General features: G+C 58.8%; 24 protein-coding genes. 5 read left to right on the top strand and 19 right to left on the bottom strand.

From position 1 onward, the window contains the following. Positions 1 to 138: 138 nt before the first annotated feature. Together HMPREF1147_RS03485 and HMPREF1147_RS03480 are read right to left on the bottom strand one after the other, a co-directional pair. Positions 139 to 2349: a methyl-accepting chemotaxis protein gene (locus HMPREF1147_RS03485; RefSeq protein WP_009657674.1), complete on the bottom strand. Its 2211-nt coding sequence runs from the start codon at positions 2347 to 2349 to the stop codon at positions 139 to 141. A 162-nt stretch (positions 2350 to 2511) separates the two neighbouring features. Beyond that, positions 2512 to 2970 carry a hypothetical protein gene (locus tag HMPREF1147_RS03480; RefSeq protein WP_369791735.1) on the bottom strand — a complete coding sequence of 153 codons (459 nt, stop codon included), beginning with the start codon at positions 2968 to 2970 and terminating at the stop codon, positions 2512 to 2514. A gap of 204 nt (positions 2971 to 3174) precedes the next feature. On the opposite strand from HMPREF1147_RS03480, the gene HMPREF1147_RS03475 reads away from it, so the two are divergent. Beyond that, positions 3175 to 4680, top strand: coding sequence for a HAMP domain-containing sensor histidine kinase (locus tag HMPREF1147_RS03475; protein ID WP_037351093.1), 1506 nt, complete (start codon positions 3175 to 3177; stop codon positions 4678 to 4680). Beyond that, positions 4677 to 5384, top strand: a complete 708-nt coding sequence (locus HMPREF1147_RS03470) for a response regulator transcription factor (protein ID WP_009350723.1) — start codon at positions 4677 to 4679, stop codon at positions 5382 to 5384. The genes HMPREF1147_RS03475 and HMPREF1147_RS03470 overlap by 4 nt, the downstream gene beginning before the upstream one ends. A 112-nt stretch (positions 5385 to 5496) precedes the next feature. On the opposite strand, the gene HMPREF1147_RS03465 is transcribed toward HMPREF1147_RS03470, so the two are convergent. From HMPREF1147_RS03465 to HMPREF1147_RS03410, 12 genes are all read right to left on the bottom strand, one after another. Then, entirely contained in the window at positions 5497 to 5877 is a 381-nt protein-coding gene (locus HMPREF1147_RS03465; protein WP_009657707.1) for a DUF488 domain-containing protein, read from the bottom strand. Between the two features lie 5 nt (positions 5878 to 5882). Next, on the bottom strand, positions 5883 to 6527 hold the full coding sequence (locus HMPREF1147_RS03460; RefSeq protein ID WP_009438726.1) for a hypothetical protein: 645 nt from the start codon (positions 6525 to 6527) through the stop codon (positions 5883 to 5885). Between the two features lie 159 nt (positions 6528 to 6686). Beyond that, positions 6687 to 8039, bottom strand: a complete 1353-nt coding sequence (locus tag HMPREF1147_RS03455; protein ID WP_009657679.1) for an amino acid permease — start codon at positions 8037 to 8039, stop codon at positions 6687 to 6689. A 20-nt stretch (positions 8040 to 8059) separates the two neighbouring features. Continuing rightward, positions 8060 to 8533, bottom strand: a complete 474-nt coding sequence (gene smpB / locus HMPREF1147_RS03450; RefSeq protein ID WP_009350718.1) for an SsrA-binding protein SmpB — start codon at positions 8531 to 8533, stop codon at positions 8060 to 8062. 9 nt (positions 8534 to 8542) lie between these two features. Then, complete coding sequence (gene rnr, locus HMPREF1147_RS03445) at positions 8543 to 11266, bottom strand: ribonuclease R (RefSeq protein WP_009657675.1); 2724 nt, start codon at positions 11264 to 11266, stop codon at positions 8543 to 8545. 21 nt (positions 11267 to 11287) lie between these two features. Beyond that, the gene (locus HMPREF1147_RS03440) at positions 11288 to 12055 is read right to left on the bottom strand and encodes a carboxylesterase (RefSeq protein ID WP_009657710.1); all 768 of its coding nucleotides are present in this window, start codon (positions 12053 to 12055) and stop codon (positions 11288 to 11290) included. Between the two features lie 176 nt (positions 12056 to 12231). Beyond that, a complete protein-coding gene (gene secG, locus HMPREF1147_RS03435) occupies positions 12232 to 12444 on the bottom strand; it encodes a preprotein translocase subunit SecG (protein ID WP_009350715.1) in 213 nt (70 codons plus the stop codon). 97 nt (positions 12445 to 12541) lie between these two features. Beyond that, positions 12542 to 13843, bottom strand: coding sequence for a hexokinase (locus HMPREF1147_RS03430; RefSeq protein ID WP_009657697.1), 1302 nt, complete (start codon positions 13841 to 13843; stop codon positions 12542 to 12544). A gap of 3 nt (positions 13844 to 13846) precedes the next feature. Then, positions 13847 to 15190: a hemolysin family protein gene (locus HMPREF1147_RS03425; protein ID WP_009657631.1), complete on the bottom strand. Its 1344-nt coding sequence runs from the start codon at positions 15188 to 15190 to the stop codon at positions 13847 to 13849. A gap of 33 nt (positions 15191 to 15223) precedes the next feature. Next, positions 15224 to 16327, bottom strand: coding sequence for a DEAD/DEAH box helicase (locus HMPREF1147_RS03420; protein ID WP_009657693.1), 1104 nt, complete (start codon positions 16325 to 16327; stop codon positions 15224 to 15226). A 1-nt stretch (position 16328) separates the two neighbouring features. Beyond that, positions 16329 to 18515 carry a DNA topoisomerase III gene (locus HMPREF1147_RS03415; RefSeq protein ID WP_009657658.1) on the bottom strand — a complete coding sequence of 729 codons (2187 nt, stop codon included), beginning with the start codon at positions 18513 to 18515 and terminating at the stop codon, positions 16329 to 16331. Further along, positions 18512 to 18871, bottom strand: coding sequence for a YkvA family protein (locus HMPREF1147_RS03410; protein ID WP_009657664.1), 360 nt, complete (start codon positions 18869 to 18871; stop codon positions 18512 to 18514). Before HMPREF1147_RS03410 ends, HMPREF1147_RS03415 begins: the two co-directional genes overlap by 4 nt. Positions 18872 to 19084: 213 nt before the next feature. Here HMPREF1147_RS03410 and HMPREF1147_RS03405 point away from each other — a divergent pair, with 213 nt between their 5' ends. Together HMPREF1147_RS03405 and HMPREF1147_RS03400 are read left to right on the top strand one after the other, a co-directional pair. After that, on the top strand, positions 19085 to 19348 hold the full coding sequence (locus tag HMPREF1147_RS03405; protein WP_009657618.1) for a hypothetical protein: 264 nt from the start codon (positions 19085 to 19087) through the stop codon (positions 19346 to 19348). Positions 19349 to 19352: 4 nt separating this feature from the next. Beyond that, positions 19353 to 20042, top strand: coding sequence for a zeta toxin family protein (locus HMPREF1147_RS03400; RefSeq protein WP_009657696.1), 690 nt, complete (start codon positions 19353 to 19355; stop codon positions 20040 to 20042). A gap of 139 nt (positions 20043 to 20181) precedes the next feature. Here HMPREF1147_RS03400 and HMPREF1147_RS03395 read toward each other — a convergent pair whose 3' ends face one another. The 5 genes from HMPREF1147_RS03395 to gap all read right to left on the bottom strand — a co-directional run bounded on the left by HMPREF1147_RS03395 (position 20182) and on the right by gap (position 25434). Further along, positions 20182 to 20667 (bottom strand): DUF3601 domain-containing protein, encoded by a 486-nt coding sequence (locus HMPREF1147_RS03395; RefSeq protein WP_009438856.1) that lies wholly within the window; start codon positions 20665 to 20667, stop codon positions 20182 to 20184. A gap of 91 nt (positions 20668 to 20758) precedes the next feature. After that, positions 20759 to 22315 carry a 2,3-bisphosphoglycerate-independent phosphoglycerate mutase gene (gpmI, locus tag HMPREF1147_RS03390; protein ID WP_009657667.1) on the bottom strand — a complete coding sequence of 519 codons (1557 nt, stop codon included), beginning with the start codon at positions 22313 to 22315 and terminating at the stop codon, positions 20759 to 20761. A 40-nt stretch (positions 22316 to 22355) separates the two neighbouring features. Beyond that, positions 22356 to 23105 carry a triose-phosphate isomerase gene (tpiA, locus tag HMPREF1147_RS03385; RefSeq protein WP_009657661.1) on the bottom strand — a complete coding sequence of 250 codons (750 nt, stop codon included), beginning with the start codon at positions 23103 to 23105 and terminating at the stop codon, positions 22356 to 22358. Between the two features lie 35 nt (positions 23106 to 23140). Then, the gene (gene pgk, locus HMPREF1147_RS03380) at positions 23141 to 24334 is read right to left on the bottom strand and encodes a phosphoglycerate kinase (protein WP_009657711.1); all 1194 of its coding nucleotides are present in this window, start codon (positions 24332 to 24334) and stop codon (positions 23141 to 23143) included. Between the two features lie 86 nt (positions 24335 to 24420). Continuing rightward, positions 24421 to 25434, bottom strand: a complete 1014-nt coding sequence (gene gap / locus HMPREF1147_RS03375) for a type I glyceraldehyde-3-phosphate dehydrogenase (RefSeq protein ID WP_009657650.1) — start codon at positions 25432 to 25434, stop codon at positions 24421 to 24423. Between the two features lie 253 nt (positions 25435 to 25687). Here gap and mtnA point away from each other — a divergent pair, with 253 nt between their 5' ends. Beyond that, the gene (gene mtnA / locus HMPREF1147_RS03370) at positions 25688 to 26749 is read left to right on the top strand and encodes an S-methyl-5-thioribose-1-phosphate isomerase (RefSeq protein WP_369791736.1); all 1062 of its coding nucleotides are present in this window, start codon (positions 25688 to 25690) and stop codon (positions 26747 to 26749) included. Positions 26750 to 26784 lie beyond the last annotated feature (35 nt).

Genomic DNA, 26784 nt, shown 5'->3' with positions numbered 1-26784 from the left:
TCAAAGAGAATTAACAAGTGTCAATGACTTTTTTCACACCTTCCCCATATATGAACGACTACATCAAAAGGACGGCACATCGGTACAAATATACGTTGATGTGCCGCCCTTTTTATTGATGAAATGGCTGCTTTCCTTTTAGACGTTAAACCGCCCCACCTCATTCTGCAGATCGGTTGCGATCTGTGCGAGGCTTTCGCTTGCCTCGGCGATGTCGGCGAGCGCCTGCGTCTGCGTATCGACGGATGCCTCAGCTTCGTCAGTCGTGACATCGTTCTCGTGCGCCATGTCCATAAGTTTCGCGGAGACTGCGGCGATCGCTTGGTTCTTCTCATTGAGGCGCTTGGAGGACTCGTTCAGCTTCGTGACGACTCTGTTCGCTCCTGCGACTGCCTCTGCGATCATGTCAAAGCGCCGCTGTGTGCGTCCGAGGTTGACGTTGCTCTCTTCAACCAGTTTCTTCGAGACTTCCATGGTATCGACCGCCTGCTGCGCTTTGGTCTTGAGCTCACCGATGATGCCGCTGATCTCATCCGTAAAGCCGCGCGACTGCTCGGCGAGTTTGCGGATCTCCTCGGCGACGACGGCAAACCCGCGTCCCGCTTCACCCGCGCGCGCAGCCTCGATGGCCGCGTTGAGCGCGAGGAGGTTCGTCTGCTCGGAGATGGACTGGATCATCGCGCTCGCCTCTTCGATGCGCTCCGCGCTCTGATTCGTCTCCTCGACGACGCGCGAGACTTCCTGCGTCGCATCGGAAGTCTCGGCAGACTTCTTGAGGAGATCGGTCAAGATCTCCGCGCCCTCGGTCTGGCGCTTCGCGATGTTCGCGGTCGCCTCGTTCATCTCCTCCATGACCTTGTCGTTGGCTTCGAGGAGCTGCAAAATCTCGTTGGTGTGATCCACGGCATCCTGCGTATCCTTGACCTGTACGCGCGCACTCTCGGCGATGCCGTGAATGCCTTTGCGCACTTCCTCCGCCGAATGCGAGGTGTTCTGCGCAGTCGCAGTCAGCTCTTCGCTCGTCGCGGCGACGGACTGAGACGCACCGTTGATCTTTCCAATGATCTCTCGCAAACTGTTTGCCATACGTGAGAGCGCCGTTACCATCATGCCGATCTCATCGCTGCGAGAAGCATGTGTACGCACCTTCGCTCCCTTGTCCTTATCGAGATCAAGATCTGCAAATCGGGTCAAAACGCCGCAGACGTCACTGATCGGTGTGATGAGACGCTTTTTAACAAAGAGTGCCAATACAACAACAAGGGCGGCCGCGCAGATAATCGCCAACACAACAGAAAAGATCACCATGTTGCGCGCTTCACCAACAAATACGTTCTCATCCGTGATGGAGTAGATCACCCACGGCGTTGCGTTCTCAAGCCCTTGGAAATGAATTTGACGGAATACATAAACCGCCTCACGCCCCGTCGTCGCCGACTTACGTTCATTGGTATGAATACCTTTTGTCTCATAAATATCTTTTTTTTCAGCATCCGTACTCTGCATGAGTTCAAAGGCATTCTTCATGACAGAGTTTGCATCAATGCCGTTGCCGAGCATATTTCCCTTATCATCAATGAGTGCATAGAAATTATCTTGTGTACTCACTGCGGCAAGATCGTCTTGGAACTTCGAGACATCAAAGTCAAGTGTAATAGATCCAATGAATTTGCCGTTTTCAAGAATCGGCATACCGATCGAAACAAGCAGGGTTTTCTTTCCGTTCACATCATCATAATAGGGCTGCGAGAGCATCATCTTACCCGTACTCTTTGGAACGCTGTACCATGTACTCGTATCGTATCCGGTCATCTCTTCGAACTCGATACCGCCGTTTGCAGTACGTCCTGCGTACGGCATTTCACGCCCCGTCTCATCGGAGTAAAGCACATTCACAAACTCTGCGTCTTTCCCGTCAAACGCATTGGGCTCAAAGGTGACGCCTGCACCGATGAGGTTGCTGTTGGCGCGCATCGCCTCTTCGAAGATCGTGAGCATCGCCTCGCGGCTGCGCTGCTCAGGCGGCTGTTGTAAAATGGTCTGGATTCGCGCGCTGATGTCGTCACCCGTCTGCTTCACCGAGTCATAGCGGCTGAGGATGGGCAGAGACATGCCGCTCAGCTCATTATACTTCGATGCCATACCAGCGTTCAAGAGTTCCTTATATGCCTTATAGCCGACAAATGAAATGAGAATTGTCACCATGACGACAACCCCGATGAGCGTGATTGCATTCAGCTGGAAGCCGATCCCTCTCCCTTGTTTTTGCATTTGTTCCTGCAAAATATTCTCTCCCTTCCCTATGCGTCCGTTCCCGCACGGATGCTGTGATGCCCCGATATGCGTCAACAGTCCGCCAAAAGCCGTTTCTTCTATAAATGAAATTCCATTTTAATTTAATAAATTCGCCGCAAATGTTCTTTATCCTCTTTATTTTTGGCGAAAATAAAAAAGCTTGCTGCACGGCGCTCGACACGCTCATGCAGCAAACCTTGTCACTGTATACTATTTTCAAAACCTATCGTCGTCGACTTCCGCCTCATACGAGAGCACATCGCCCGTCACGGCGTCGATGCGAAGCTCGTACTCCATCGTTCCCGCGTGGCACTCGACTTTATAAACGGGGCTAAAAGTCTGCCCGCCATTGCGGTACCGCTTATCATGGTTGCGCGTCTTGAGTTTGATCTCCCACATGCTCAACTCCGACTCGTCCTTACCAATGGCTGCCGCAGTGATCGCACGCACCTGCGCTTCATCGATGAGTTCGACGCCCTGCTCCGCCGCCTGCGCGCGTACCATCTCGGCGCGCGCCTGCGCCTTTGCCGCATTGTGCGCCTCCGCCTGCTGCATGTGCATATATGCACCGCCTGCGGTCACGGTCGCGCAAAGTACGGCAGCCGCCGCCATCTTCCTCATGTGTGCGGGGCTGAATATGTTTGCAAACGCCGCCTTGATACTCTTCATTTCCATAATCATTTCCTCCTTGCCTTTCGGCATACATTTCTTTTTGTTCTTGTCGATGTCTGTATCATAGACGAAAATATTAAACAAAATGTAAACACCGGAAAAACTTTTTAGAAATTCTTCACTTCCATGCAGATTTTTTACGTTGTATCGGTTATAATGGCACTGGATAAGAGCAAAGATTCAGTCAAAAAAGGGGGGGGTGCGGATGTGCATCTGCGGGATATTTCGCTCAAAAAGAGACTGCTGATCACAAACGCGCTCATGGTGATCATCCCCATCGTCCTCATGCTTGCCGCGGGGACTGTGCTGCTCGGCGGCCTGCGTTATGTCGGTACGCTCCAGCAACAGGTACTCGCGCTCCTCTGGCCGGAGAAGGGTACCTCTCTTTCCGTGCAGTTCGCGCTGAGCTCTCTGCATGCCGAGGCAGAAAAAAAGAAGATTAAGCTCCATAATATTGAGAGTGATCTGCATCTCCTCGAGGGCGCGGGCGTCCGCATCTCGGTCGAGCAGCAGGGCAAACGGCTCTATCTGTCGCCGGATACAGATCCTGGCGATCTGCAGCGCGCGGCTCTCGAAAAACACGGCCGGAAGGGCTCGTCGCTCATATGGGACAAAGACGGTCTCTTCTTCCGCTGGGAGAATCCGCGCAGCGGCGTGCTCATCATCGGCGCGGGCGACGTACCGATGACCGGGAGTCCGGAGGAAGCGCTCTTTTCTCACGATGAACGAGATTTCATTTTGAACGCTCTGCTCATCCTCGTCCTTCTCGTGACATCCGCGGGCATCCTGCTGCTCGGCAGGTATCTCGCGCATATTCTCTCCGCGCAGATCCTCACGCCGCTCACCGAGATACGCGCGGCTGCCGCCGCTATGCAGCAGGGCGATTTTGACCGCGCACTCCCAGAGACGGGCGACGACGAGGTCGGCATGACCTGCCGCGCATTCGACGCGATGCGCAGGGATTTGAAACGTGCACGGGCGCGTGAGCAGCAGGAGGAGGAGCGCCGCAGAGAGCTGTTCATCGGCGTGCTCCACGATGTCGCGACGCCGTTGACGGCAATCAAAGGCTATGCAAGCGGTCTCCTTGAAGGGATTGCTGCGACCCCTGAAAAACAGCGCAAATACACCGAGCGCATCATCCATGCCGCCGAAACGATGGAAGGTCTCACAACACGCCTGCGCACATTCCTGCGGCTCGAGAGCGGGCAGTCTCCCTTCTCATGGGAGGACGTCGATGCCCGCGCCTATGTGCACGCCGCCGTTGCCGAGGCTGCGGATGATTTTGCAGAGCAGGGCGTGTTCCTTTCCATGACGGATACACCGTGCCGGGCAGTCATACGCATTGACCGCATGGAGTTTACGCGCGTCCTCCGGAATCTATGGGAAAACAGCGGAAAATACCGGCGCGGCGACAGCGCGCATGTGCGTATCTCCCTCGCGGAGGAGGCCGGCGTCCTTGCGATCGACATCGACGACGACGGCATGGGCGCGGCGCCCGAGGAGTTGCCGCGGCTCTTTGACAGTTTTTACCGCACCGACCCCGCACGCGCAAATGTTGCGGCGGGCAGCGGGTTCGGACTTGCCGTCGTGCGTCAAATCGTGACGGCATCCGGCGGAACGGTTCGTGCCGCAGCTTCGCCGCTTGGCGGGCTGCGTATCCATATAGAAATGCCCATTGCAGGGAAACAGAAAGACCAAGGTGATTCAGGATGACGAAGATTCTGCTTGTGGAGGACGATACGGACATCGCCGAACTGGAGCGGGATTATTTGGAGGCAAGCGGGTTTTCCGTGGATATTTCCTCCGACGGCGACGAAGGGCAGCGCATGGCGCTCACCGGCGATTATCAGCTGGTATTGCTCGACGTGATGCTGCCGGGTGCGGACGGCTTTGCCATCTGCCGCGCCGTGCGAAAGGAACTGGATATCCCCATCCTCATGGTATCCGCACGTCTCGAGGACATCGACAAGATCCGTGCACTCGGTCTCGGTGCGGACGATTACATCGTCAAACCGTTCAGCCCGAGCGAGCTCGCTGCACGGGTAAAGGCGCACATCACGCGCTATAACCGTCTCAAAGGAGGCGAACCTACCGAGCCGATGTCGCTGCGATTCGGCACGCTCGAGATCCAGCCGTGGACGCATCGCGTCTTCGTCGCGGGACGCGAGGTGCATCTGGCGAGCCGTGAGTTCGAGCTGCTCCTCTTCCTCGCCGAGCATCCGCAGATCGTGTTCAGCAAAGAAACGCTGTACGATCGCGTGTGGGATCTCGACGCGATGGGCAGCACCTCCACCGTCTCCGTGCATATGAACCGCCTGCGGGAGAAGATCGAAGAGGATCCCTCCAATCCCCAATGGCTCCAAACGGTGTGGGGTTCGGGCTACCGCTTCAACAGCGAGGCGCAGAAAGCCGAATAATATACCGCCGGATTGATCTTGTATGATCATAATACGCTCCGCGCGGTTAGCAGCATATTTCACGCATAGAAAAAGTGCCTGTTTGCAGGCACTTTTTTATTGGATCATTTTCTTATTTATTTTTCGTATGCGGCAAGCTATGCAGAAAGTCGCATAATACGCGCGCCTGATTCAGTTCCGGATCTTTTGCACCGTAGAGCAGTGTGACATTCTCCCCCGCGGCGAGATGCGCTGCGATCTCTTCGATGCGCGCGGGCAATTCTACACTCGCCTCAAGTTCGGCACGGTACTTTTCCGTAAACGCGGCAAAATTCTCCGCTTTATGCCCGAACCATTTGCGCAGCTCCGGCGAGGGCGCGATGTCCTTCCACCATGCGCCGAGCGCCGCGTGCTCCTTTGAAATCCCGCGCGGCCAGAGCCGATCCACCAACACACGAAACCCGTCGTCCGGCGCAGGTGCTTCATAAACACGTTTGATCCGAATCTCAGCCATCACATTTACACTCCTCTCACTAAGAACTCCTGCACAGAGTATGCCTCACCCATACGCAGCGCATCGATGATGCGCGTGATACGCGGCGGCATCGTCCACGCCAGCGGCAGGAAACAGTCCGGGCAGGAATTATACATCACACACAGCTCATTCTCCGCAAGGCGCCGGAAGAGCTCGTGTTCCGCCTTGCGCCGCTCGTATTTGCGGGCAGCGCGCAAATAGCCGACGGTCGTCACCGCGCCCCATACGACGAAGAAATACGTCCATACGAAGTGCGGCAGAAACGGCGAGAGCGGCAGGTAAATGAGCGCCGCCGCAAGACCGCCGCCAAGCGCCCATAGGCCGATGGACGGACGCCGCTTGCCGCCCTCCATGGACTCAAGATCCTCAACCACTTGATAGAGATTGCTGTGTCTCGTAAAATATTCTTTCAGCCGCTCAAGCCCCTCGATCTGCGCGTTCAAATCTGCCGGCACATCGGTCGGTGTATTCGGCACAACCGCATCCGGCATGTTCATTCGGTGTTTTGCCGCCGTATCCGCAATAAAGCTCCATGTCTCGAGTTCGTCGTCGATCAGCGCACGTCCCCCGCAGTGCGGGCAGATACGCGTCAGTCCCGATATTTTTTCTCCGCATTCTTTGCATATCATTCGGTTGCCTCCTTTCTTCATCGTTTCAGTTCCGTTGATATATATTTCCATATATTAGCAAAAATTATTCTCATTGTCTAATGAAAACACGAAAAATTACGGGTATACATGCATTCCTGCATATATACCCGCCGGTTATTCCATTTTGAGACCGTATGTTTATGAATCCTGCCGCCGCTTCACATGGTAGCCGAGCCAAAGGGCGATCAGCCATACGGGCAGGATTGGCACGGCAAGCTGCATCCCCGGGATCTGCGCCATCATAAAGACGACACCCGCGAGGAACACAAGGCAGACATAGTTGATCCACGGATAAAACGGCGCACGGAATTTAATCGCTGTGCCTTCGCGCAGCATTTTCGCCCGGAATTTCAGATGCGTGACGACGATGGTCGTCCAACTGATGACGGCGGCACACGTCGCGATCGAGATGAGATAGAGGAACGCGTCCCCCGGGAAGAAGTAGTTGAGGAACACGACGATGAGCGTGATGCCCGACGAGATGAGGATCCCGAGCACGGGGACGCCGCGCCGCGAGAGGCTTTGCAGGACGGGCGGCGCATCACCGCGCTGCGATAGACCGTAGAGCATCCGGCTGTTGCTGTAAATCGCGGAGTTGTAGACGGAGATCGCTGCCGTCAGCACAACGAAGTTCAAAATGTGCGCAGCGGCGGGAATCCCGACGTTTTGGAAAATCTGCACGAAGGGGCTTGCCTCCATACCGACCTCGTTCCACGGCCAGAGCGCCATGAGCACCGCCATCGTGCCGACGTAGAAAATGAGGATGCGCCAAATGACCTGATTGATCGCCTGTGGGATCGTGCGGTCGGGATCCTCCGCCTCGCCCGCCGTGATGCCGATGAGCTCGATGCCGCCGAAGGAGAACATGACAACCGCCGTTCCGAGGAAGAATCCCCACCATCCGTTGGGCAGGAAGCCGCCGTGCGCCCATAGGTTGCTCACGTTCTCAGGGAATGGCACGCCCCCGACGAGCAGGTAGCCGCCGAGCACGATCATGAGGACGATCGCCGTGATCTTCACGAGCGCCATCCAGAACTCCATCTCACCGTACGCGCGGACGTTGATGAGGTTCAGCGCGGTGATGACGACGAGACAGACGAGCGCGGAGATCCACTGCGGCAGATCAGGCAGCCAAAAATTCATATAGATGCCCACCGCCGCAAGCTCCGCCATCGACACAATGACGTAGTTGAACCAGTAGTTCCAGCCGGAGAGGAATCCCGGAAAATCCCCCCAGAATTTGCCCGCGTAGTGACTGAACGAACCGGAGACGGGTTCGTCCACCGCCATCTCCCCAAGCATCCGCATGATGAAGAAAATCATAACGCCGCCTAAGAGATAGGCAAGCATGACCGCAGGCCCTGCGAGCGCAATCGTCGACGCTGAGCCATAAAAGAGCCCCGTGCCGATGGCGCCGCCGAGCGCGATCATCTGTAGATGTCGGTTCTTCAGTCCGCGCCGCAGCGCGGGCGTATTTTCCTGTTCCTGCATCTTTTCTCCTGTGTCCTCTGTTATCCTCTCTGCCGCTCCTTGAGTGCCTGCTCCACCTCGCGCTTTGCGGTCTTTGCCTTCAGTGTCTGCCGCTTATCGTAATTGTGCTTGCCGCTCGCAAGCGCCAGCTCGAGCTTTGCCCGCCCGCGCTTAAAGTAAACTTTCAGCGGAATGAGCGTCATGCCCTTCTCGCGCGTCTTGCCAAAGAGCTTTAGAATCTCTGCCTTGTGCATGAGCAGACGCCGCACGCGCAGCGGGTCGTGGTTGAATTGGTTGCCCTGTTCGTAGGGGCTGATGTGCATATGATCGAGGAATACTTCCCCGTTCTTGATGTAGGCATAGCTGTCGCGCAGGTTCGCGCGTCCGGCACGCAGGGACTTGACCTCCGTCCCCACAAGCTCCATCCCCGCCTCATAGGTCTCGTGGATAAAGTAGTCGTGGCGCGCCTTGCGGTTCTCGCAGGCGATCTTCACGCTTTCGTTTTTCTTTCCCATAACGGTACCTCAGTCGGCGCTCCGCGTGCCGCCCTCCGTTTTACGATTCATACGGCGTGCGGGACGCGGGGCGCGCCGTGGTTTTTCTGCGGTCTCTGCATCCGGTCTCTGCGTGCGGTAGCCCGGCGGATCCGGCCAGACGGCGCTGTTCAGCCCCGTGACGGTGACGCGGTGATAGTCGCGCAGACCGCGCTCCTCACCGCGCCCGCTGCCCGCTCCGGCGCGCGGGGCGTCGCTGCGGCGGCGTTCATTTCTATTGCCGTGTCCGGGACGTTCCTCCTGTGCCCCGCTCTGTGCTTTGCCGCTTTTTGCACGCCGGGCGGGTGCGCCGGCACGTGCGGGCACGCTGTCCGCGGCTGCCTTTGCCGCGCGATCTTTACGCTGCGCGCTGCTGCCGCCCGTACCGTGGGCGCCGCGCGTCTTTTTGCGGCGCGTCTCAGGAGCGGATGGGACTGCCGCAATGATGTCCGCCGATCCCTTTCCCTTTTTCTTCTGCGAGCGCTTTCTTTTTTTTGCGTCGTCCTTTGCCGCAGGCTTTTGTGCCGGCTTCTGCGCGCCCTGCTTCACCGCGCCCGGCTCGTAGACGCCGTTATCCTTCAGCACGAAGTCAAGCGTCCGCGCCTGTATATCGGCGCGCGTAATGATGATGGTCACGGTGTCACCGAGGCGGTAGCGCGTGCCTGTGCGTTCGCCGACCATCGCGTACTGTTCCTCGACGTAGCTGTAGTAGTCGTTCACCATCGTCGAGACGTGCACGAGCCCCTCGACGCCGTTGTCGAGCTCGACGAAGATGCCGAATGCAGTCACGCCGCTGATGACACCTTCGTAGGTCTCGCCGACGAACTGCGCCATGTACTCGATTTTCTTCATATCCGTGGTCTCGCGCTCCGCCTCAACCGCGATGCGCTCACGCGCCGAGGAGTGCTCCGCCGTCTCCGGCAGGATGGCGCGCAGCTTCTCACGACGCTCCGCAGAGATATGCCCCGTGGCGAACGTCTCGCGCAGGAGGCGGTGTACCATGAGATCGGGATAGCGGCGGATGGGAGAGGTGAAATGCGTGTAGTAGCGCGCCGCAAGACCGAAATGCCCGAGGCTTTGCGTGCTGTAGCGTGCCTGCTGCATGGAGCGCAGGGCAACCGCCCCGATGATGCGTTCCTCGGGTTTCCCCTTGACCTTATCGAGCACGCTCTGAATGTCGCGCGAGCTGACCTTGCCGTTCTCGTCGACGTGCAGGCGCAGACCGAGCGCCGTGAGGAGACTTTGGAACCGCTCGATTTTCTCGCTGTTTGGCTGCTCGTGCACACGGTAGACGAACGGCTCTTCCTTCAGCTCCATATGGCGCGCGACCGTCTCGTTCGCGATGAGCATACACTCCTCGATGATGGATTCGCCGAGGGAGCCGGTGCGCTTCTCGATGGCGATGGGATGCCCCTCTGCGTCGAGCTTGACCTTGATCTCCGAGAGTTCAAAGTCGATAGAGCCTCGGCGGTGACGCTTTGCACGCAGCGTATCGCGCAGACCGCGCAGCGTCTCGAGCATGGGTCGGATGTCCGCATTGTCCGCGACGAACGGCTCTTCGCCCGCGAGCACCTTGTTGACGAGCGTGTAGGTGAGCCGGCGCGCAACGTGAATGACGCACGGCACGATCTCGTAGCTCTTTACCTCACCGTCCGCGCCAATCTCCATTTCGCACGCCATCGAGAGACGATCCACGCCCTCGTTGAGACTGCATATGCCGTTAGAGAGTTCCTTCGGGAGCATCGGAATGACACGGTCGACGAGATAAACGCTCGTTCCGCGCCGCGCCGCCTCCACATCGAGCGGCTCGCCCGCGCGAACATAGTGACTGACATCCGCGATGTAGACCCCGAGGAAGAATCCGCCGTCCTTCTCATACGCATAGATGCCGTCGTCGATGTCCTTCGTGTCCTCGCCGTCGATCGTGACGATGGGGAAATCGCGCCGATCGCGCCGCCCCTCATACTCCTCGGGGAGCGGGTTCTTCGGACAGCGCATCGCAGCCGCCGCGACCTCTATGGGGAATTTCTCATCGAGGTCATAGGCGCGCATCACGGCGAGCACATCGACGCCCGGATCGCCCGCTGCGCCGAGCACCTCCACCACGCGCCCCTCGGCGCTGCGGCGCTGCTCCGGCCATTTCGTAATCTCGACGACGACCTTACTGCCCGTCTTCGCGCCGTTAAAATCCTTTTTCAGGACAAATACGTCGCGCCCGATCTTCGCGCTGTCGGGCGTGACGAAGCCGAACGCCTTGCTGCGCTCGAACGTGCCGACAATCCGCGTATTCACGCGCTCGAGGATGCGGATGATCTCTCCCTCTCTCGCGCGCCCCGGCTGCTCGGACGGCGTGACGCGCGCCACGACGCGGTCGCCGTGCATCGCGGTCGCAAGAGCGCTGCCGGGCACGAACACGTCCGTCTCTTCCTCCGTATCGCGTACGTCGGGGATGATGAACCCGAACCCCTTCGGCGACATGGAGAGCCGCCCTACGACGAGGTTCATGCGGCTCGGCACGCCGTAGAGCCCGCTGCGGTTGCGGATGACGGCGCCGTCCGTCTCAAGTGCTGCCAGAGCCTCGGCAAAGCCCGGTACGTCCTCCCCGACGCCGCGCAGTCCTGCCGCCAGTTCATCCTCCTTCAGCGGGCGATAGGCGTCCTCCCGCATAAAGGCGCGGATGCGTTCTTTCACAATATCCAATTGTTCCTGTTCCATAATTTCCTCGTTTTTCCGTTCTTATCTGATCTTGTCAAAATGCTCTTCGGCAGCGGATAGGAACTCCGCCGTCCGCGCAAAAACACGTTCCCGCACATGCGTATCGAGCGGCAGGAGATGCCCTGCATCCGGCAGGACAACCTTCTCCTTGACCGCACTCGCAACGTGCTCATAGAGATAATCCGCACTCCGCGGATCCGCCGTATGGTCGCGCGCCCCGTGCATGATGAGGATCGGCACATCGACGCGCGCCAGCTCCGCGCGTACCCGCTCGATGACGCCCAGCACCTCGTGCACGGCAACGAGCGGCATCCGCCGATAGGTATTGTTCGCCCCCGCGGGGACATCGCGAAGTTTACGCCGCGCCTTCGGTACGCAGCGCATGCCGCACATATCGCGCGTCGGCAGATGCTCCAGCCCCTGCTCCGGGGCGATCAGGACGGGCGCACAGAGACTCACGACGCGCGCGATCTCTTTTTCCACCGAGAGCAGCATCGCAAAGACTGCACCCATCGAGTGACCGACCGCCGAGATATGTGTGCAGAGTCCGCTGAGGATCGCATAGCCGTCCCGCACCGAATCCATCCAATCCTCGTGATCCGTGCGGCTCAGATCCTCGACCGTCGTCCCGTGCCCTGCCAGCCGAATCGCAAGCACGGTAAAGCCGCGCGCATTCAGATACTCCCCGAGCAGGCGCAGCTCTGCCGGCAGCCCTGTAAAGCCGTGAACGAGCAGCACGCCATGCCGTCCGCCCGGGAGCAAAAAAGGCTCCGCTCCTTGCAAATGCATGTCTGTCCCTCCCATTCCGGCATCCGCCTAGATGCACGCAATCGCCCCTCGCAGGGGTACAGCATCCTAACAAAGGCGCGCCCGTGCATGTTGAAAAAATCCCTGCACCGCGTCTGCGGCAACAGGGAAGCTCCCTATTCAAATCATCGAACTCAGACGACGCAGCAAATTTTTCGTCAGCTCGACATCCGCGCAATCACAATCGTAATCGCGGCAAACAGCACGGCAAACACCACGGTCACACGTGCCAGCAGCGCATCCATCCCGCGCGCCTTGCCGGAGAATACCGTATCGCCGCCGCCGTCGAGACCGCCCATGCCGGCAGACTTTGCTTCCTGTCCAAGCACGGACGCAATGAGAATAATCGCGACAATCGCGTCAAGCACCATTAAGAGTGTGAGCAAGAAAAAGCTCCTCCTTTGTCAATATGTTATCATACAGCGTTCATGATACCATAAAGAACGCCGTGCGCGCAAGGGAAATGTATCACCCCTGCGCCTCGTGTGCCGTCATCGCCGCTGCGAGCGCCGCACCGAGCCCCGAGCCGCCGCCCGCAAGCAGCGTATCGACGAGAGCCGCGTCCTCACCGAGCAGTTCCGAGAAGGCACGCATGATGTTTTCCGTAACGTGCGGCATTTTCTCATAGACGGAGCCGTCCACGGCAATGTGCTGGCGGCGGATTTTCCCTGCGCCCGCAACCTGCCACATCGTCCCCGCAAAGGTCGCCGTCATGAGGCGCACAGAGCGGACGACGATGGCATGCGCCAGCTCCCGCACGCGCGGCGCATCCTCTTCCGAAAGCCTGCGTCCTGTCATCATCTCGACAATACCGGACGCACAATCCGCAGCGTCGCTCTGATCCTCAAGGATACGGCTGATGTCAACGCTCGTGAATCCATAGAGGCGCCCCTGTTCTCCGAGAAGTTCGGCAAGCGCCATGTCAAAAAGCGTGCCCATGTAGCGCCCCCCGACCATCTTTTCGAGCCGCTGCTCGCCCGGCTTTTCCGAGGCGGCGTCGAGCGCGATATCAAATCGGTTCGGCGTCAGCTTTTGAAAGCCGCCCGACTCCATGTTGAGGATCATCGGCTGCTGCGCACTTCCTGCGTACGGCTCTAGGTAGCAGGTATTGTGCCCCGTGGCGTAGATCGCGCCGATCTGTGTGTCCCCATTGATATAGGCAGCGGAGAGCAGCACGGCGACCGTATCGTTGATGACGGCATTCGGCGTAATATTCGAAAGTCCCCGACGCACGAGGGCTTCCTTCAAGAGATCATTGACAATCGCGCCCTCAACCCCCTGCACGGCAAATTCCTTCGTCCAGATGATGAGCCGCGCATCATTGATATTTGTCTGTGTGGACGGAAATGAAAAGGTGTGCCCGAGGAGATACGGCGTCTTTCGATCGCCGCCAACCGCCTCCTCGACGAGTCCTGCGAGGAAGTCAAACAACTGCTCTGCCGTCGCCTCTCCCCCGACATAGTCATAGTCTCCGCTGACCTTGAGCGGTTTCGCAACATGACTCAATACCTCATAGCGTCCGCTGCCCTCCAGGCGATAGAGCAGCACGCGCACATTCGTCCCGCCGAAATCGAGCGCGAGATAGTCCCCGCGCTCCTCCCCCGTCGGCAGTCCAAGATAGGACGGCAGCATCCGCAGCGACGAATCGGACGAGCCCGCAAGTCCAAGGCGCATATCATGGCGAAAATCCGCCGCCACCCCACGCAGATGTTCCGCATCAACCGTAAACTGCGCGATGATGTCGGCAAAGTGCCTGCGATCAAAAGACATTCCCTATTCCTCCTTGTTGTCAGCGGATGTTCCCCCCTGCTCCGCCTCCGTATGCGGCAAACGCACCAGCACACGCGTAATGCGTACGCCGTCCACCTCCTCGACAAAAAACAATGTACCCGTATGCGCCGTCATATGCCCCACGCGCGGCGCCTCCCCAAGGCGGTCATAGATCCACCCGCCGATGCTGTCGACATCCTCGTCCTCGATGCGGATGCCGAGGAGATCGTTGACCTCCTCGAGCAGCAGTTTGGCGTCGATGGAGCCGAGATCCTCGCCGCGCCATTCGAGGCTCTCACGCTCCTCATCAAACTCGTCGCGGATATCGCCGACGATTTGTTCAACAATATCCTCGACCGTCACCATCCCCGCTGTCCCGCCGTACTCGTCAACAACGATGGCAAGCTGCGATCCCTGCGCCTGCATCGTGCGGAGCAGAACGCTGCCGTCCATGCTCTCCGGCACGATCAGAGCCTTCCTTATATAGCGGCGCAGATTGAGCGTTTCCCCGCGCACGAGCGGCGGGAGGAGATCCTTCACATGGATAAATCCGATGATGTGATCCTTGTCCTCGTAGCAGACGGGATAGCGCGTCTGCTGTTCCTCAAGGATGGTCTTGATGCGTTCGGCAGGCGTATCGTCGAGGTAGAGGCAGATCATATCCGTGCGCGGCACCATGATCTCACGTGCGTTCAGCTCCGTGAACGAGAATACATTGTCGACGAAATCCGCCTCTGTGCTGTTGATGAGACCCTGCCGGTAGCTCTCCTTCATGAGCAGGCGGATCTCCTCCTCCGTGTGCGCATCCTCGTTCTCCCCTGTCATCTCATATCCGAGATGTCGGCTGATGTGGTTTGCAACGGTATTGAGTATCCAGACGAAGGGCTTCATGACTTTGCCAAAGAGCACCATCGGGAACGCGATCGCGAGCATGATGCGTTCCACGTTCGCGATCGCCATGGATTTCGGCGTCAGCTCGCCGAGCACGATGTGCAGTGATGTGATGAGCGAAAACGCAATTGCGAGCGCGACCGTATGCCCCACATCGTCGGACAATCCTACGCTGCGCGTCAGCGGCAGGATGAGCTGCGCAACCGCAGGTTCGCCGACCCAGCCGAGCCCGAGTGAGGCGAGCGTAATGCCGAGCTGCGTTACGGAGAGCGAAGAGTCAAGATGATCCGTGAGCTGCTTTGCGTATTTCGCACGGCTGCTGCCCTCGGCGATCATCGTCTCAAGACGCGAAGAACGCATCTTCACGCAGCAGAACTCCGCCGCAACGAAGAAGCCGTTCATGAAGATCAAAAAGACAACCAACAATAAATCGAGTATTGTGGGCACTATGTCCACGGGATGAGTCCTCCTTCAGGAAATCGCGGCGCGTTATTTCGCCGGCAGCGTCTTTAGTTCCAGTTCCATGCGTGCGGCGAGTTCCTTCAGCCGCGCCATTTCCTTATCGTCCGCAAGCGTTACGACCGCACCCGACTTGCCCGCACGCGCTGTCCGGCCGGCGCGGTGGCGATAGGTACGCACGTCCTCCGGAAGATCAACATTAACGACATAGTCAACGTCCTCAATATCGAGTCCCCGCGCCGCGAGGTCTGTCGCAATGAGAAGCTCGGCACGTCCCGCACGGATGGCATCGAGTGCCGCGCGCCGCCGATCGCGGCGTTCCTGCCCGAGGAGAGACACGGCGCGAATGCCCTCGTAGCGCAGTTTTTCCACCGCACGTTCCGCGTCAAATCCGCGTCCGACAAAGACGATCCCCCGACGAATCGGCAGACGCCGCGTCAGCTTTTGTACTGCCTTTATTTTATCACGAAACGCGGCGCGATGATAGTAGTTTTCACAGGTTGTCTGCGCGTCCTCTACCCGAATGATGCGCGGTGCAAAGAGTCCGTCCGCCGCGCGAATCGCCGCCGTCGGGGCAGTCGCGGAGAGCAGGAGCGCCTGCCGGTTCTGCGGGAGGAGGCGAATAACGGCGCGCACATCGTCCGCGAGCTGTTTGCCGAGCAAGCGGTCGAACTCGTCGAGGACGAGGATCTGCACATCCGTCAGCCGCAGTTTCCCCATGCGGCTGAGCTCCAAGATGCGCGCGGCGGAGCCTGTAACGATCTGCGGCTTTTTCTTCAGTCCCTCGATCTGCCGCTTGATATTCGCGCCGCCGATGAGCACCTGCACCGTCAGCGGCAGCTCCGCCGCCTGCACGAGCGTGCGCGCCGCGTCCGCGATCTGCACGGCGAGCTCGTGCGTCGGCGCGAGGATGAGCAGCTGCACCGCGCGCAGGTTCATATCAATGCGCGCGAGGGACGGCAATAGATAGGAAAACGTCTTGCCCGTTCCCGTCGGCGCAGCGCCGACGAGGTTCTCGCCGCCCCCCACAGCGGGGATAAACGCCTCCTGTATCGGCGTCGGCTCTTTGATGCCGCGCTTTTCGAGCGCTGCGGCAAGCTGCTGCGGAACGCCAAGCTCTCTGAACGTACTCATATCATCCTCCAAAAAATAACGCGTCCATCTCCGCCTGTTCGTCCGCCGTTGGCGTATAGAAACGGCGCGCGGCGGGTGCGGCAGACTGCCTATCGAAGCGCTCTGTAGCGGGCGCAGCAGCCGCGTTCGGTGCATTCGTATCGCGCGGTGCACTGCCCTGTGCAGCGGGGAGGCGTTTCCCTGTGAAATCGGGGACACCGCCCTTGTCGTTCGCCGTCATGCGGCACTGCGGGTACGCGGAGCAGCCCCAAAAATCGCCGTGCTTCCCCTTGCGTTTGGTCATCACTCCACGCCCGCACGCGGGACACGGCACACCGCCGCCGCCCGCGATCTGCGACCGTGCCGCCGCCGCGCAGAGATCGCGTGCAAAATTCGCTTGCCCCGCAAGGAACTCCTCAGGGGTTCCCACGCCCGCCGCCATGGAATGCAGTTGATCCTCCCAGATCGCCGTTGCATCCGGATAGGTCATCGTATCGGGCAGCGCGTCGATAAGCAGATAGGCGGCATCCGTCGGCGTCAGCACCTTTTTCTTCCCCGCCGCATGCAGGAATCTGCGCCGGATCAGATCCTCGATGATGCTCGCGCGTGTCGCCTCCGTCCCGATGCCCGAGACGTCGCGCAGCATCTTCTTCGCCGCCTCGTCCTTGACGTATTTGTGGATTTCCTTCATGCCCTGCAGGAGCGTCGCCGGCGTGAACCGCGCGGGCGGCTTCGTCTGCCGCGTCCCGAGCTCGCCGGAGACATAATCCGCATGATCGCCTTTCTTCATCGGCGGCAGGACGGCACTCTCCTCGTCGTCTTTCTCCGCGTCGTCCGTCTCCGCCGCCTTTCCGGTGCGATACATCGCGCGCCAGCCCGCCGCGCGTTCCGTGCGCCCGCTCGCGGCGAATGTCTCGCCGTGATAGGAGAGCTCGACCTTCGTCCGGTCGTAGACATAGTTCGGATAAAACTGTGCGATATAGGCGCGCGCGATGAGCTCATAGATACGCCGCTCGATTTCGCTCAGGCGTGCGGGATTCGCCGCCACCGTCGTCGGGATGATCGCGTGATGCGCCGTGATCTTCTCATCGTTCCACGCGCGCGACTTCTTTTCCGCGTCCGCCGCCTGTGCCCACGCCGCCAGCGGAGAATCCGAGAGTCCCGCGAGGTTGGAGAGGATCTTCGGCGCATCCTTATGCTGACTCTTCGGCAGATACTCCGCGTCCGAACGCGGATAAGTCGTCAGCTTCTCCTCGTAGAGTTTCTGCGCTGTGTCGAGCACCTGCTGCGGCTCGTAGCCGTACCGCTTGCCTGCGAGCACCTGAAGCGCCGAGAGCGAAAAGGGCAGCGGCGGCGGCTCCTCCACCTTCTTGCGCTCGTATTTGACGACCTTTCCGTCCTGCGGTTCATCGCCAAAGCTTGCAAGCGCCGCGCGCGCCGCCGTCTCATCGACGAGCCGCCCCTCGGGATCGAGCGGCGTGCGCTCCTCCGACGGCTTCCACCGCGCACGAAAAGACTCGCCCGTCCCCGCATGTTGAAAGAGCGCATCGAGAAGATAGTACGTCGCGGGTTTGAAGTTCTCGATCTCCCGCTCCCGCCGTACGACGAGCGCGAGTGTCGGCGTCTTAACCCTGCCGATGGGGAGCACGAGCCGATCATGTCCCGCACGCCGCGCCGCGAGCGTATAGGCGCGCGAGAGATTCATCCCGATGAGCCAGTCCGCGCGGGCACGTGCAAGCGCCGACAGTTTCAGCGGGAGGAAGTCCGCGTTGTCGCGCAGATCGCCGAGGGCATCATGTATGCTCTTATCGTCAAGCGCATTGATGAGGATGCGGCGCACGGGCTTTTCATTGTGGAGATAGTCGAGCACCTCGTCTACGAGCAGCTGCCCCTCGCGGTCGGGATCGCCGCCGTGCACGATCTCGTCCGCACGCTCGATCAGCCCCTTCACGACGGCGAACTGCTGTGCCGCACTCTCATTCACAACGAGCCGCCACTCTTCGGGCAGGATCGGCAGATCCTCCGCACGCCAGCGTTTGAGCCGTGCATCGTACTCCTCCGGCTCCGCCTGCCGCAGCACATGACCGAAAAGCCATGTCACCACACCCGCGCCCGTTTCGATACAGCCGTTTCCCTTGCGGTGCGGCTGGGGCAAGCAGGCGGCAAGCGCGCGCCCGACGCTCGGTTTCTCCGCGATATAGAGCCTCATGAAAACACCTTCGACAGTGCCCAAACGAGAATGGCAATCCAAAGGACGAGCACCACGATGGACGCGATAAACACTATCGTCCCGTAACGCGTAACGCGCCGCTCCGTCTCCTCACGCACAGCGGGCGGCAGCATCCGCACAAGAAACTCCGTCGCCGCAGGGAGAATCACCGCATCATCGAGCGCCCCGAACACAGGAATCGCGTCAGGGATGATATCGATCGGACTGATGAGATAGAGCAGAGCAAGCGGAAAAAGCACCTTCACCGCCGTCGGCGTATCCCGCCGCAGCATCGCAAAGAGCAGCACCGCAATATCGCGCCGCAGCGCCTGCAAAAGTGTCACAAACCGTATCATAAGAACCTCCATCCACACATCGTTTGTCCTTGTAGTATACCACCCCCGCGCAATGCTTTCAAATAAAAGAACCGTACGCAAGACGCGGTCGTTTCGCGCACGTATTCCCACAATATGAATGCATTGTAAGACTTTCTTTATAACGCAATATCAAGAAAAGCCGTGTATATTTATTAAATATAAAACTTCACAAAAACGAAGGAGGTTCTCCCTATGATCGTAATCGACGCAGAAAACACATGGAGCATGTCGGTCAAGCAAGAGGTGCTCAATGAACTCGCATGGTCGATTGTTGCAGCCATTCGGCACGATTACAGTGCGGCAGAAGCTGCACGGACCCCGTTTCTCAAATCCATACATGCGCAATGCATCCGCGACATCGATCGGCTCGCCGTGACCTCCGACCCAGTCGAGCTGTTTCAGATACAAGGACGGCTGAGAGCATTCAAAGAACTGCTGCGGGACGAGGAGGAATAACGATATGGCATACGAATTTACCGCGCGCGATGTGGAGACCGCCGCCGATTTCATTTGGAAAGATTTCGTATCCTCACATACGCCTGCCGCACATCCCAAGGCATTTTTCCTCGGCGGTCAGCCGGGCGCCGGAAAGAGCATCATCAGCGTACGGCTCAAGAACGCGCATCCCAATACGTTCTTTGTCAATCCGGACACCTACCGAAACTATCATCCCCAATACAAGGCAATCTGCCGCGCGCTCGGTACCGCCGCCGTTGCGGAAACAGGAAAATTCTCCGGCGCCGTCACCGAGCGCCTGCTTGATATGCTCTTGGAACAGCACTATAACATCATGGTCGAGGGGACGTTCCGCACGCTTGAGGTGCCGCTCCGTCTCGCACAAGCGCTCTCGGCAAAGGATTACGCCTCCGAGATTCATGTCATCGCTGTGTCAAGCGATGCGAGCTACATCGGCACACTGGATCGTTATTTCATCGGCTGTATGGAGGACATCGGCCGTGCCGTAAACAAGGAGCATCATGATCTCGTCGTGAAGGTTCTGTCGAAGAACCTCACGGGACTCGCCGAAAGCGGACTCTTCTCCTCTTACCATGTGCATACGCGTGAAAGTGAAGTCCTGGCGGCCGATACCGCCGCGGACTTCCTCCAACAATTTGACCGGGAACGAACACGCCCCCCTCACGCAAAATGAGACAGCACAGCTCAAGGAACGTATTAATTTTGTAAAAAATTCCCTCGCCCGCGCGGAAGAGCGTGGACTGACCGAACTCGCGGAAACGCCCGTCTCTGTCATTCGGCAAGCGATTGCGGAAATCGAAGAACGGCACAACTTATCGTTCTAAAGCTGCACCCTCCTCAACAATCTCAAAATATTTCTCCGCGTGTCCGCAGATGTCCGACTGCTCTTCCACCTGCAAATAGATACCGCCGATTGTCACCCGATCATGGGAAATATACAGCGTATATCCCCCGTCGTAGGGAAGATAATATGCGCAAGCAAAGTACCATGTGTCGCCCGCCTCAAAAAGACTCCCGTTATAGTCCGTAAAACTCTTGCGGACGCGCACGCGGTCGCCGGCACGGAGATGCATAAAATCAAAGCTCTTATTGACGGCATCATCGACTGTCCGCGCATAGTCGTAGGGCGTCAGTGTTTCGCGCAGACGTTTCAGCTCTGCAGCACGCGCCTTCGCATTGCGTTTCTCGCGCAGCTTGTCACGTACGCATTGATAAATGACGGTGACGATAACGCAGCCCACGGCAAGAAGGATGCCCGCGCTCAATATCCCCAACACAACGTGACCGAAATCGAACATACCGCACCTCCCACATCACAGAAACCGAAATCCCGCCAATGCAAAAGACCGCCGCGCACGGAGCGCGGCGATCCCATGGTCGGTGATTTATTTATTTGAGCGTAACAAGCGGTTTGCCCGTCATTTCCTTGGGAATGGGCAGTCCCGCGAGCGTCAGCAGGGTCGGCGCGATGTCGCAGAGGGCGCCGGTGTGGACTTCCTTCACGCGGTCGGAGACGACAATGAACGGCACGGGGTTCGTCGTGTGCTTCGTAAACGGCTGATTCGTCTCGTAGTCCCACATCTTGTCCGCGTTGCCGTGATCCGCCGTGATGCAGACCTCTCCGCCAACCTCGTGGATGGCGTCAACGAAGCGTCCAACACAGGTGTCGACGGTCTCGACCGCCTTGACGACGGCGGGAACAACGCCCGTGTGACCAACCATGTCGCAGTTCGCATAGTTGAGGATGATGAAGTCGTATTTGCGCGATTTGATCGCCTCGACGACTTTATCCGTGACCTCAATCGCGCTCATCTCGGGCTGGAGGTCATACGTCGCGACCTTCGGTGAGTGCACGAGGATGCGATCCTCGCCTTTGTATGGTGTCTCGACGCCGCCGTTGAAGAAGAACGTGACATGCGCGTACTTCTCCGTCTCGGCGATACGCAGCTGCGTCATGCCAAGATCCTGCACATATTGTCCGAAGGTGTTGGAAATGCTCTCCGGCGGAAACGCGACGAGCGCGTTCATGCCCGCCTCGTACTGGGAGAATGTGGCAAACGGGATCTTCAGCGATTCGTCGCGCTTGAACCCGTCAAAGGTCTTATCCACAAAGGCATGGGTGAGCTGACGCGCGCGGTCGGGGCGGAAATTATAGAAGATCGCGCCGTCGCCGTTCTTCATGCCGGGATAGCCTTTCACAACGAACGGAACGACGAATTCGTCCGTGACGCCCTCGGTCTTCTCACTCGTATCCGCATAGGAGGCGAGCAGGCCTGCGACCGCCGAGGACGCGACTGTCTTCGCCTTGGCATGCGCGATCGCCTCATAGGCAAGCTGCTCGCGCTCCCAGCGGTGATCGCGATCCATCGCGTAGTAACGCCCTGCGACGGTCGCAATCTTTCCTTCGCCGATTTCCGCCGCCTTCTTCTCTACGGCTTCGAGGTATTCCTTCGCGCTCTTGGGCGGCACGTCGCGCCCGTCGAGGAACGCGTGGATCCAGACGGTCTTGATCCCCTCGCGATGCGCGAGTTCGAGCGTCGCAAAGAGATGATCTTCGTGGCTGTGTACGCCGCCCGGGGAGACAAGCCCCATCACATGCAGTGCACCGCCGTTCTCCTTGACGCCGCGCACGATCGTGAGCAGCGCTTCGTTCTTAAAGAAGTCGCCGTTCCTGATGTCGCGCGTGATGCGCGTGAGCTGCTGATAGACGATGCGCCCCGCGCCGATGTTTGTGTGACCGACCTCGGAGTTGCCCATCTGTCCGTCGGGCAGTCCGACGTATTCGCCGGAGGCGTTGATCTCATTGTGTTTATACTTCTTGAGCAGTCCGTCGATGACGGGCGTCTTTGCCATCGCAATGGCGTTGTATTTCATGTCGTTCGGGTCGCCGTCGCCGAATCCGTCCATGATGATGAGGGCAACCGGGGCATTTTTCAGTTTTGCCATGATGAACTCTTTTCTAAGAGCAAATTGCTCGCAGGGGTAATCAAAAATTGACGATCGCGGCGAAATCCTTCGCCTTAAGCGCAGCGCCGCCGACGAGCGCGCCGTCGACGTTCGGCTTCCCCATGAGTCCCGCGATCGTCTCGGGTTTAACGCTGCCGCCGTACTGGATGCGGATCGCATTTGCCGCAGCTGCGCCGTATTTCGCTTTGACAGTCGCACGAATATGAGCGCAGACTTCTTCCGCCTGTTCAAAGGTTGCGGTCTTGCCCGTACCAATCGCCCAGATCGGCTCGTAGGCGATGACGAGTTTCGCGACCTCCTTCGACTTAAAGCCCGCGAGCGCAGCCTCGATCTGATACGCAACGTAGGCAAGATACGTCCCCGCTTCGCGGATCTCGAGCGATTCGCCGCAGCAGATAATCGGCGTGATGCCTGCCGCATACGCCGCCTGCGCTCGTTTGTTGACGCCCTCGTTCGTCTCGCCGAAGTAGTCACGGCGCTCGCTGTGTCCGAGGATACAGTAGGAAACGCCGATCTCTTTAAGCATCTCGGTTGAGATCTCGCCCGTGTAGGCACCGCTCTTTTCCCAATGCACGTTCTGCGCGCCGACCGCGATTTTCGTTCCCTTCACCGCCTCGGTCACGGCGGCAAGCGCCGTCGCCGTTGGGCAGACGACGACTGTCGCCTTAGCCCCCTTCACGAGCGGCGCGAGTTCCTTCACGAGCGCCGTGCCTGCGGCAATCGTGTTGTTCATCTTCCAGTTGCCTGCAATAATCGGTGTTCTTGCCATATTTGAATCCCCTCTTCCACGTGTAAAACAACAAATCACTTATTCGCGATGGCGTCGATGCCCGGGAGCACCTTGCCCTCGAGGAGCTCCAGCGTTGCGCCGCCGCCCGTCGAGATGTGCGAAATTTGATCGGAAAGCCCGGTCTTCTTGAGCGCCGCGATGGAGTCGCCGCCGCCGACGATGGACGTCGCCCCCTCCTTCGTCGCCTGTGCAACGGCGTGGGCGACCGCCTCCGTCCCCTTTGCGAACGCGTCGAACTCAAAGACGCCCATGGGGCCGTTCCATATAACGGTCTTTGCGCCCTTCAAGGCCTTCACATACTCTTCGGACGTCTTCGCGCCGCTGTCGAGCGCCTGCCAGCCGTCAGGCACCTTATCTACGTCGACAGTCTGCGTCTTGGCATCCGCCGCGAACTTATCCGCGATGACGAGATCGACGGGCAGAACGACCTTCACGCCCTTCTTCGCCGCCTTTTCGAGCAGTTCCTTTGCAAGCTCGATCTTGTCTTTCTCGACAAGCGAGTCGCCGATGGGATAGCCCTTCGACGCGTCAAAAGTGTGTGCCATGCCGCCGCCGATGATGATGGTGTCAACCTTGTCGATCATGTTCTCGATGACGCCGATCTTGTCCGAGACCTTCGCACCGCCGAGGATGGCGACGAACGGGCGCTGCGGCGCTTCGAGCGTCTTGCCGATGTAGTTGATCTCCTTCTCCATGAGGAAGCCCGCGACCGTCTCGAGATCGGCGGTGATGCCGACGTTCGATGCGTGTGCGCGGTGTGCGACGCCGAACGCGTCGTCCACAGCAACATCCGCCAGCGCAGCGAGCTGCTTTGCAAAGGCGGGGTCGTTCTTCTTCTCCTCCTTGTGGTAGCGGAGGTTTTCGAGGAGCAGGACTTCGCCCGGCTTCAGCGCGCCCGCGGCTTTCTCCGCTTCGGGACCAACGCAGTCGGGCGCCCATTTCACCTCTTTGCCGAGGAGCTCGGAGAGACGTGCGACAATGGGCTTCGTCGAGAATTTCGGCTCGCGCGCCTCGGTCGGACGCCCGACGTGGCAGGCGAGAATGACCGCCGCGCCGCCGTCGAGGAGATAATTGATCGTCGGCAGCGTCGCGCGGATGCGCGTGTCGTTCGTGATGTTCTGATGCTCGTCCATCGGCACGTTGAAATCCACGCGGACAAAGACTTTCTTGCCCTTAACGTCGATGTCGCGAATGGTCTTTTTGTTCATATTGTCCCCTCCGTAAATGAAAATCGAGGTTCGGCCCAAACGTTCGGCCGGACCTCGAAAGATCGTGCTTATTTCATTGTGAAGTTTTAGCCGAGCTCAGCAAAATACTTGATCGTGCGAACCATCTGGCTCGTGTAGCTGTTCTCGTTGTCGTACCACGAAACGACCTGAACGAGTGTGTTGCCGTCGCCCGTATCGCTGGCCATCGTCTGCGTCGCATCGAAGATCGAGCCGTAGGTCGTGCCGATGATGTCGCTCGAGACAATCTCGTCCGTGTTGTAGGCGAACGATTCGCTCGCAGCCGCTTTCATTGCACTGTTGACCTGATCGACCGTGACCTTGCCCTGCACGACCGCATAGAGGAGCGTCGTCGAACCCGTCGGGGTCGGAACACGCTGTGCGGAGCCGATGAGCTTGCCGTTGAGCTCGGGGATGACGAGACCGATCGCCTTTGCCGCCCCCGTCGAGTTCGGAACGATATTAATCGCTGCAGCGCGGCTGCGGCGCAGATCGCCCTTGCGCTGCGGGCCGTCGAGCACCATCTGGTCGCCCGTATAGGCATGGATCGTCGTCATGATGCCGCTCTTGATCGGCGCGAGGTCATTCAGTGCCTTTGCCATCGGCGCAAGGCAGTTCGTCGTGCAGGAAGCGGCACAGATCACCGTGTCGGATGCCTTGAGTGTCTTGTGGTTGACGTTGAACACAATCGTCGGGAGATCGTTGCCCGACGGCGCGGAGATAACAACCTTCTTTGCGCCCGCCTTCAGATGCGCTGAAGCCTTATCCTTTGCTGTGTAGAAGCCCGTGCACTCGAGCACGACGTCGACGTCATGCTTGCCCCAGGGGATCTGCGCCGCATCCGCCTGCGCGTAGATGTTGATCTTCTTGCCGTTGACCGTGATGGAGTCCTCGCCCGCGGTCACGGAGTCCGCATACTTATAACGTCCCTGCGTGGAGTCGTACTTCAGGAGATGTGCGAGCATCGTCGGGCTCGTCAAATCGTTGATGGCGACGACCTCATAGCCGGGCGCATCGAACATCTGACGGAACGCGAGACGGCCGATACGACCAAAACCGTTGATAGCAACCTTTACTGCCATAAAAATACCCCCTGTAAAAGCCTTCATTTTCAGCACCGCAGGGTCATCCCCGCCGCACCCTTTTTATAAAGTATATTATAAACCATTCGCAATAAAAGTCAATTTTTTTATCTCGCACCTACCGCCGTTTGGCAAAGTTTTGCGCAGATGTAAAAATCCCTTGCAAAGGACGCATTAAGTTCGATAAAATAAGGTTAGAACAAAGGTCTATCATAGGAAATGAGGCAGGATCGTGGCGGAAAATATTCAGGGCATGGAAACCGTCGCTCTCGACGATGCGGCGCGCGCGCTTGTCATCATCGACCAGACAAAACTTCCCGGCAGAGCGGAGTACCTTCATCTCAAAACTCAGCGCGAGATTTGGGAAGCGATCAAAGAGCTGAAGGTACGCGGCGCCCCCGCCATCGGCGATGCCGCTGCTATCGGTCTCTACCTCGCCGCGTGTGCGATCGATACGGACGACCGCACGGATTTTGTGCGCCGTCTGCACGACGCAGCGGTCTATCTGAGTTCATCTCGCCCGACCGCGGTCAATCTCTCGTGGGCGCTCGCTCGCATGGAGCGCGTTGTGGAGGAACATCGCGGCGCCTCCGTCCTGGAGCTGCGCGTCCACCTGCGTGACGAAGCACGCGCCATCGTGGCGGAGGACATTGACACCTGTCGACGCATCGGTGAAAACGCTCTGCCGCTCGTCCGCCCCGGCGACGGACTCCTCACGCACTGCAACGCGGGGCAGCTCGCGACGGCAAAGTACGGCACCGCCACCGCCGTCATGTACCTCGGGCACGCAAAGGGATACAACTTCAAAATCTACGCCGACGAGACTCGTCCCCTGCTTCAAGGCGCGCGCCTCACCGCCTATGAACTCAGCGCCACGGGCATGGACGTCACACTGCTCTGCGACAATATGGCATCCGCCCTCATGGCGAGCGGAAAAATCCAAGCGGTCTTCGTCGGGTGCGACCGCGTCGCGGCGAACGGAGACACGGCGAACAAGATCGGCACGTCGGGCGTCGCCATCCTCGCCAAGCATTACAACATCCCGTTCTATGTCTGCGCGCCGAGTTCGACCATTGATCTGTCGACGCCGACGGGCGCGGACATCGAGATCGAACAGCGCCCGCCCGAAGAGGTCACGGAGATGTGGTACAGCAGCCGTATGGCGCCGAAAGGCATCAACGTCTACAATCCCGCCTTCGACGTCACCGACCACAGCCTCATCACCGCATTCGTCACGGAGCACGGCGTTCTGCGCGCACCGTATGCGGAATCGCTTCGGACGGTGCACCGGAACATCCCCATTCATAGGAGATAGAAGCAATGCCAAATGCCGCCGATAAAATTTTACAG

Source organism: Selenomonas sp. FOBRC9, from assembly GCF_000287655.1.
In the GTDB taxonomy this organism is placed as follows: domain Bacteria; phylum Bacillota; class Negativicutes; order Selenomonadales; family Selenomonadaceae; genus Centipeda; species Centipeda artemidis.
Note: the sequence above shows the minus strand (reverse complement) of the source record. Positions and strands in the feature narration are given on the sequence as shown.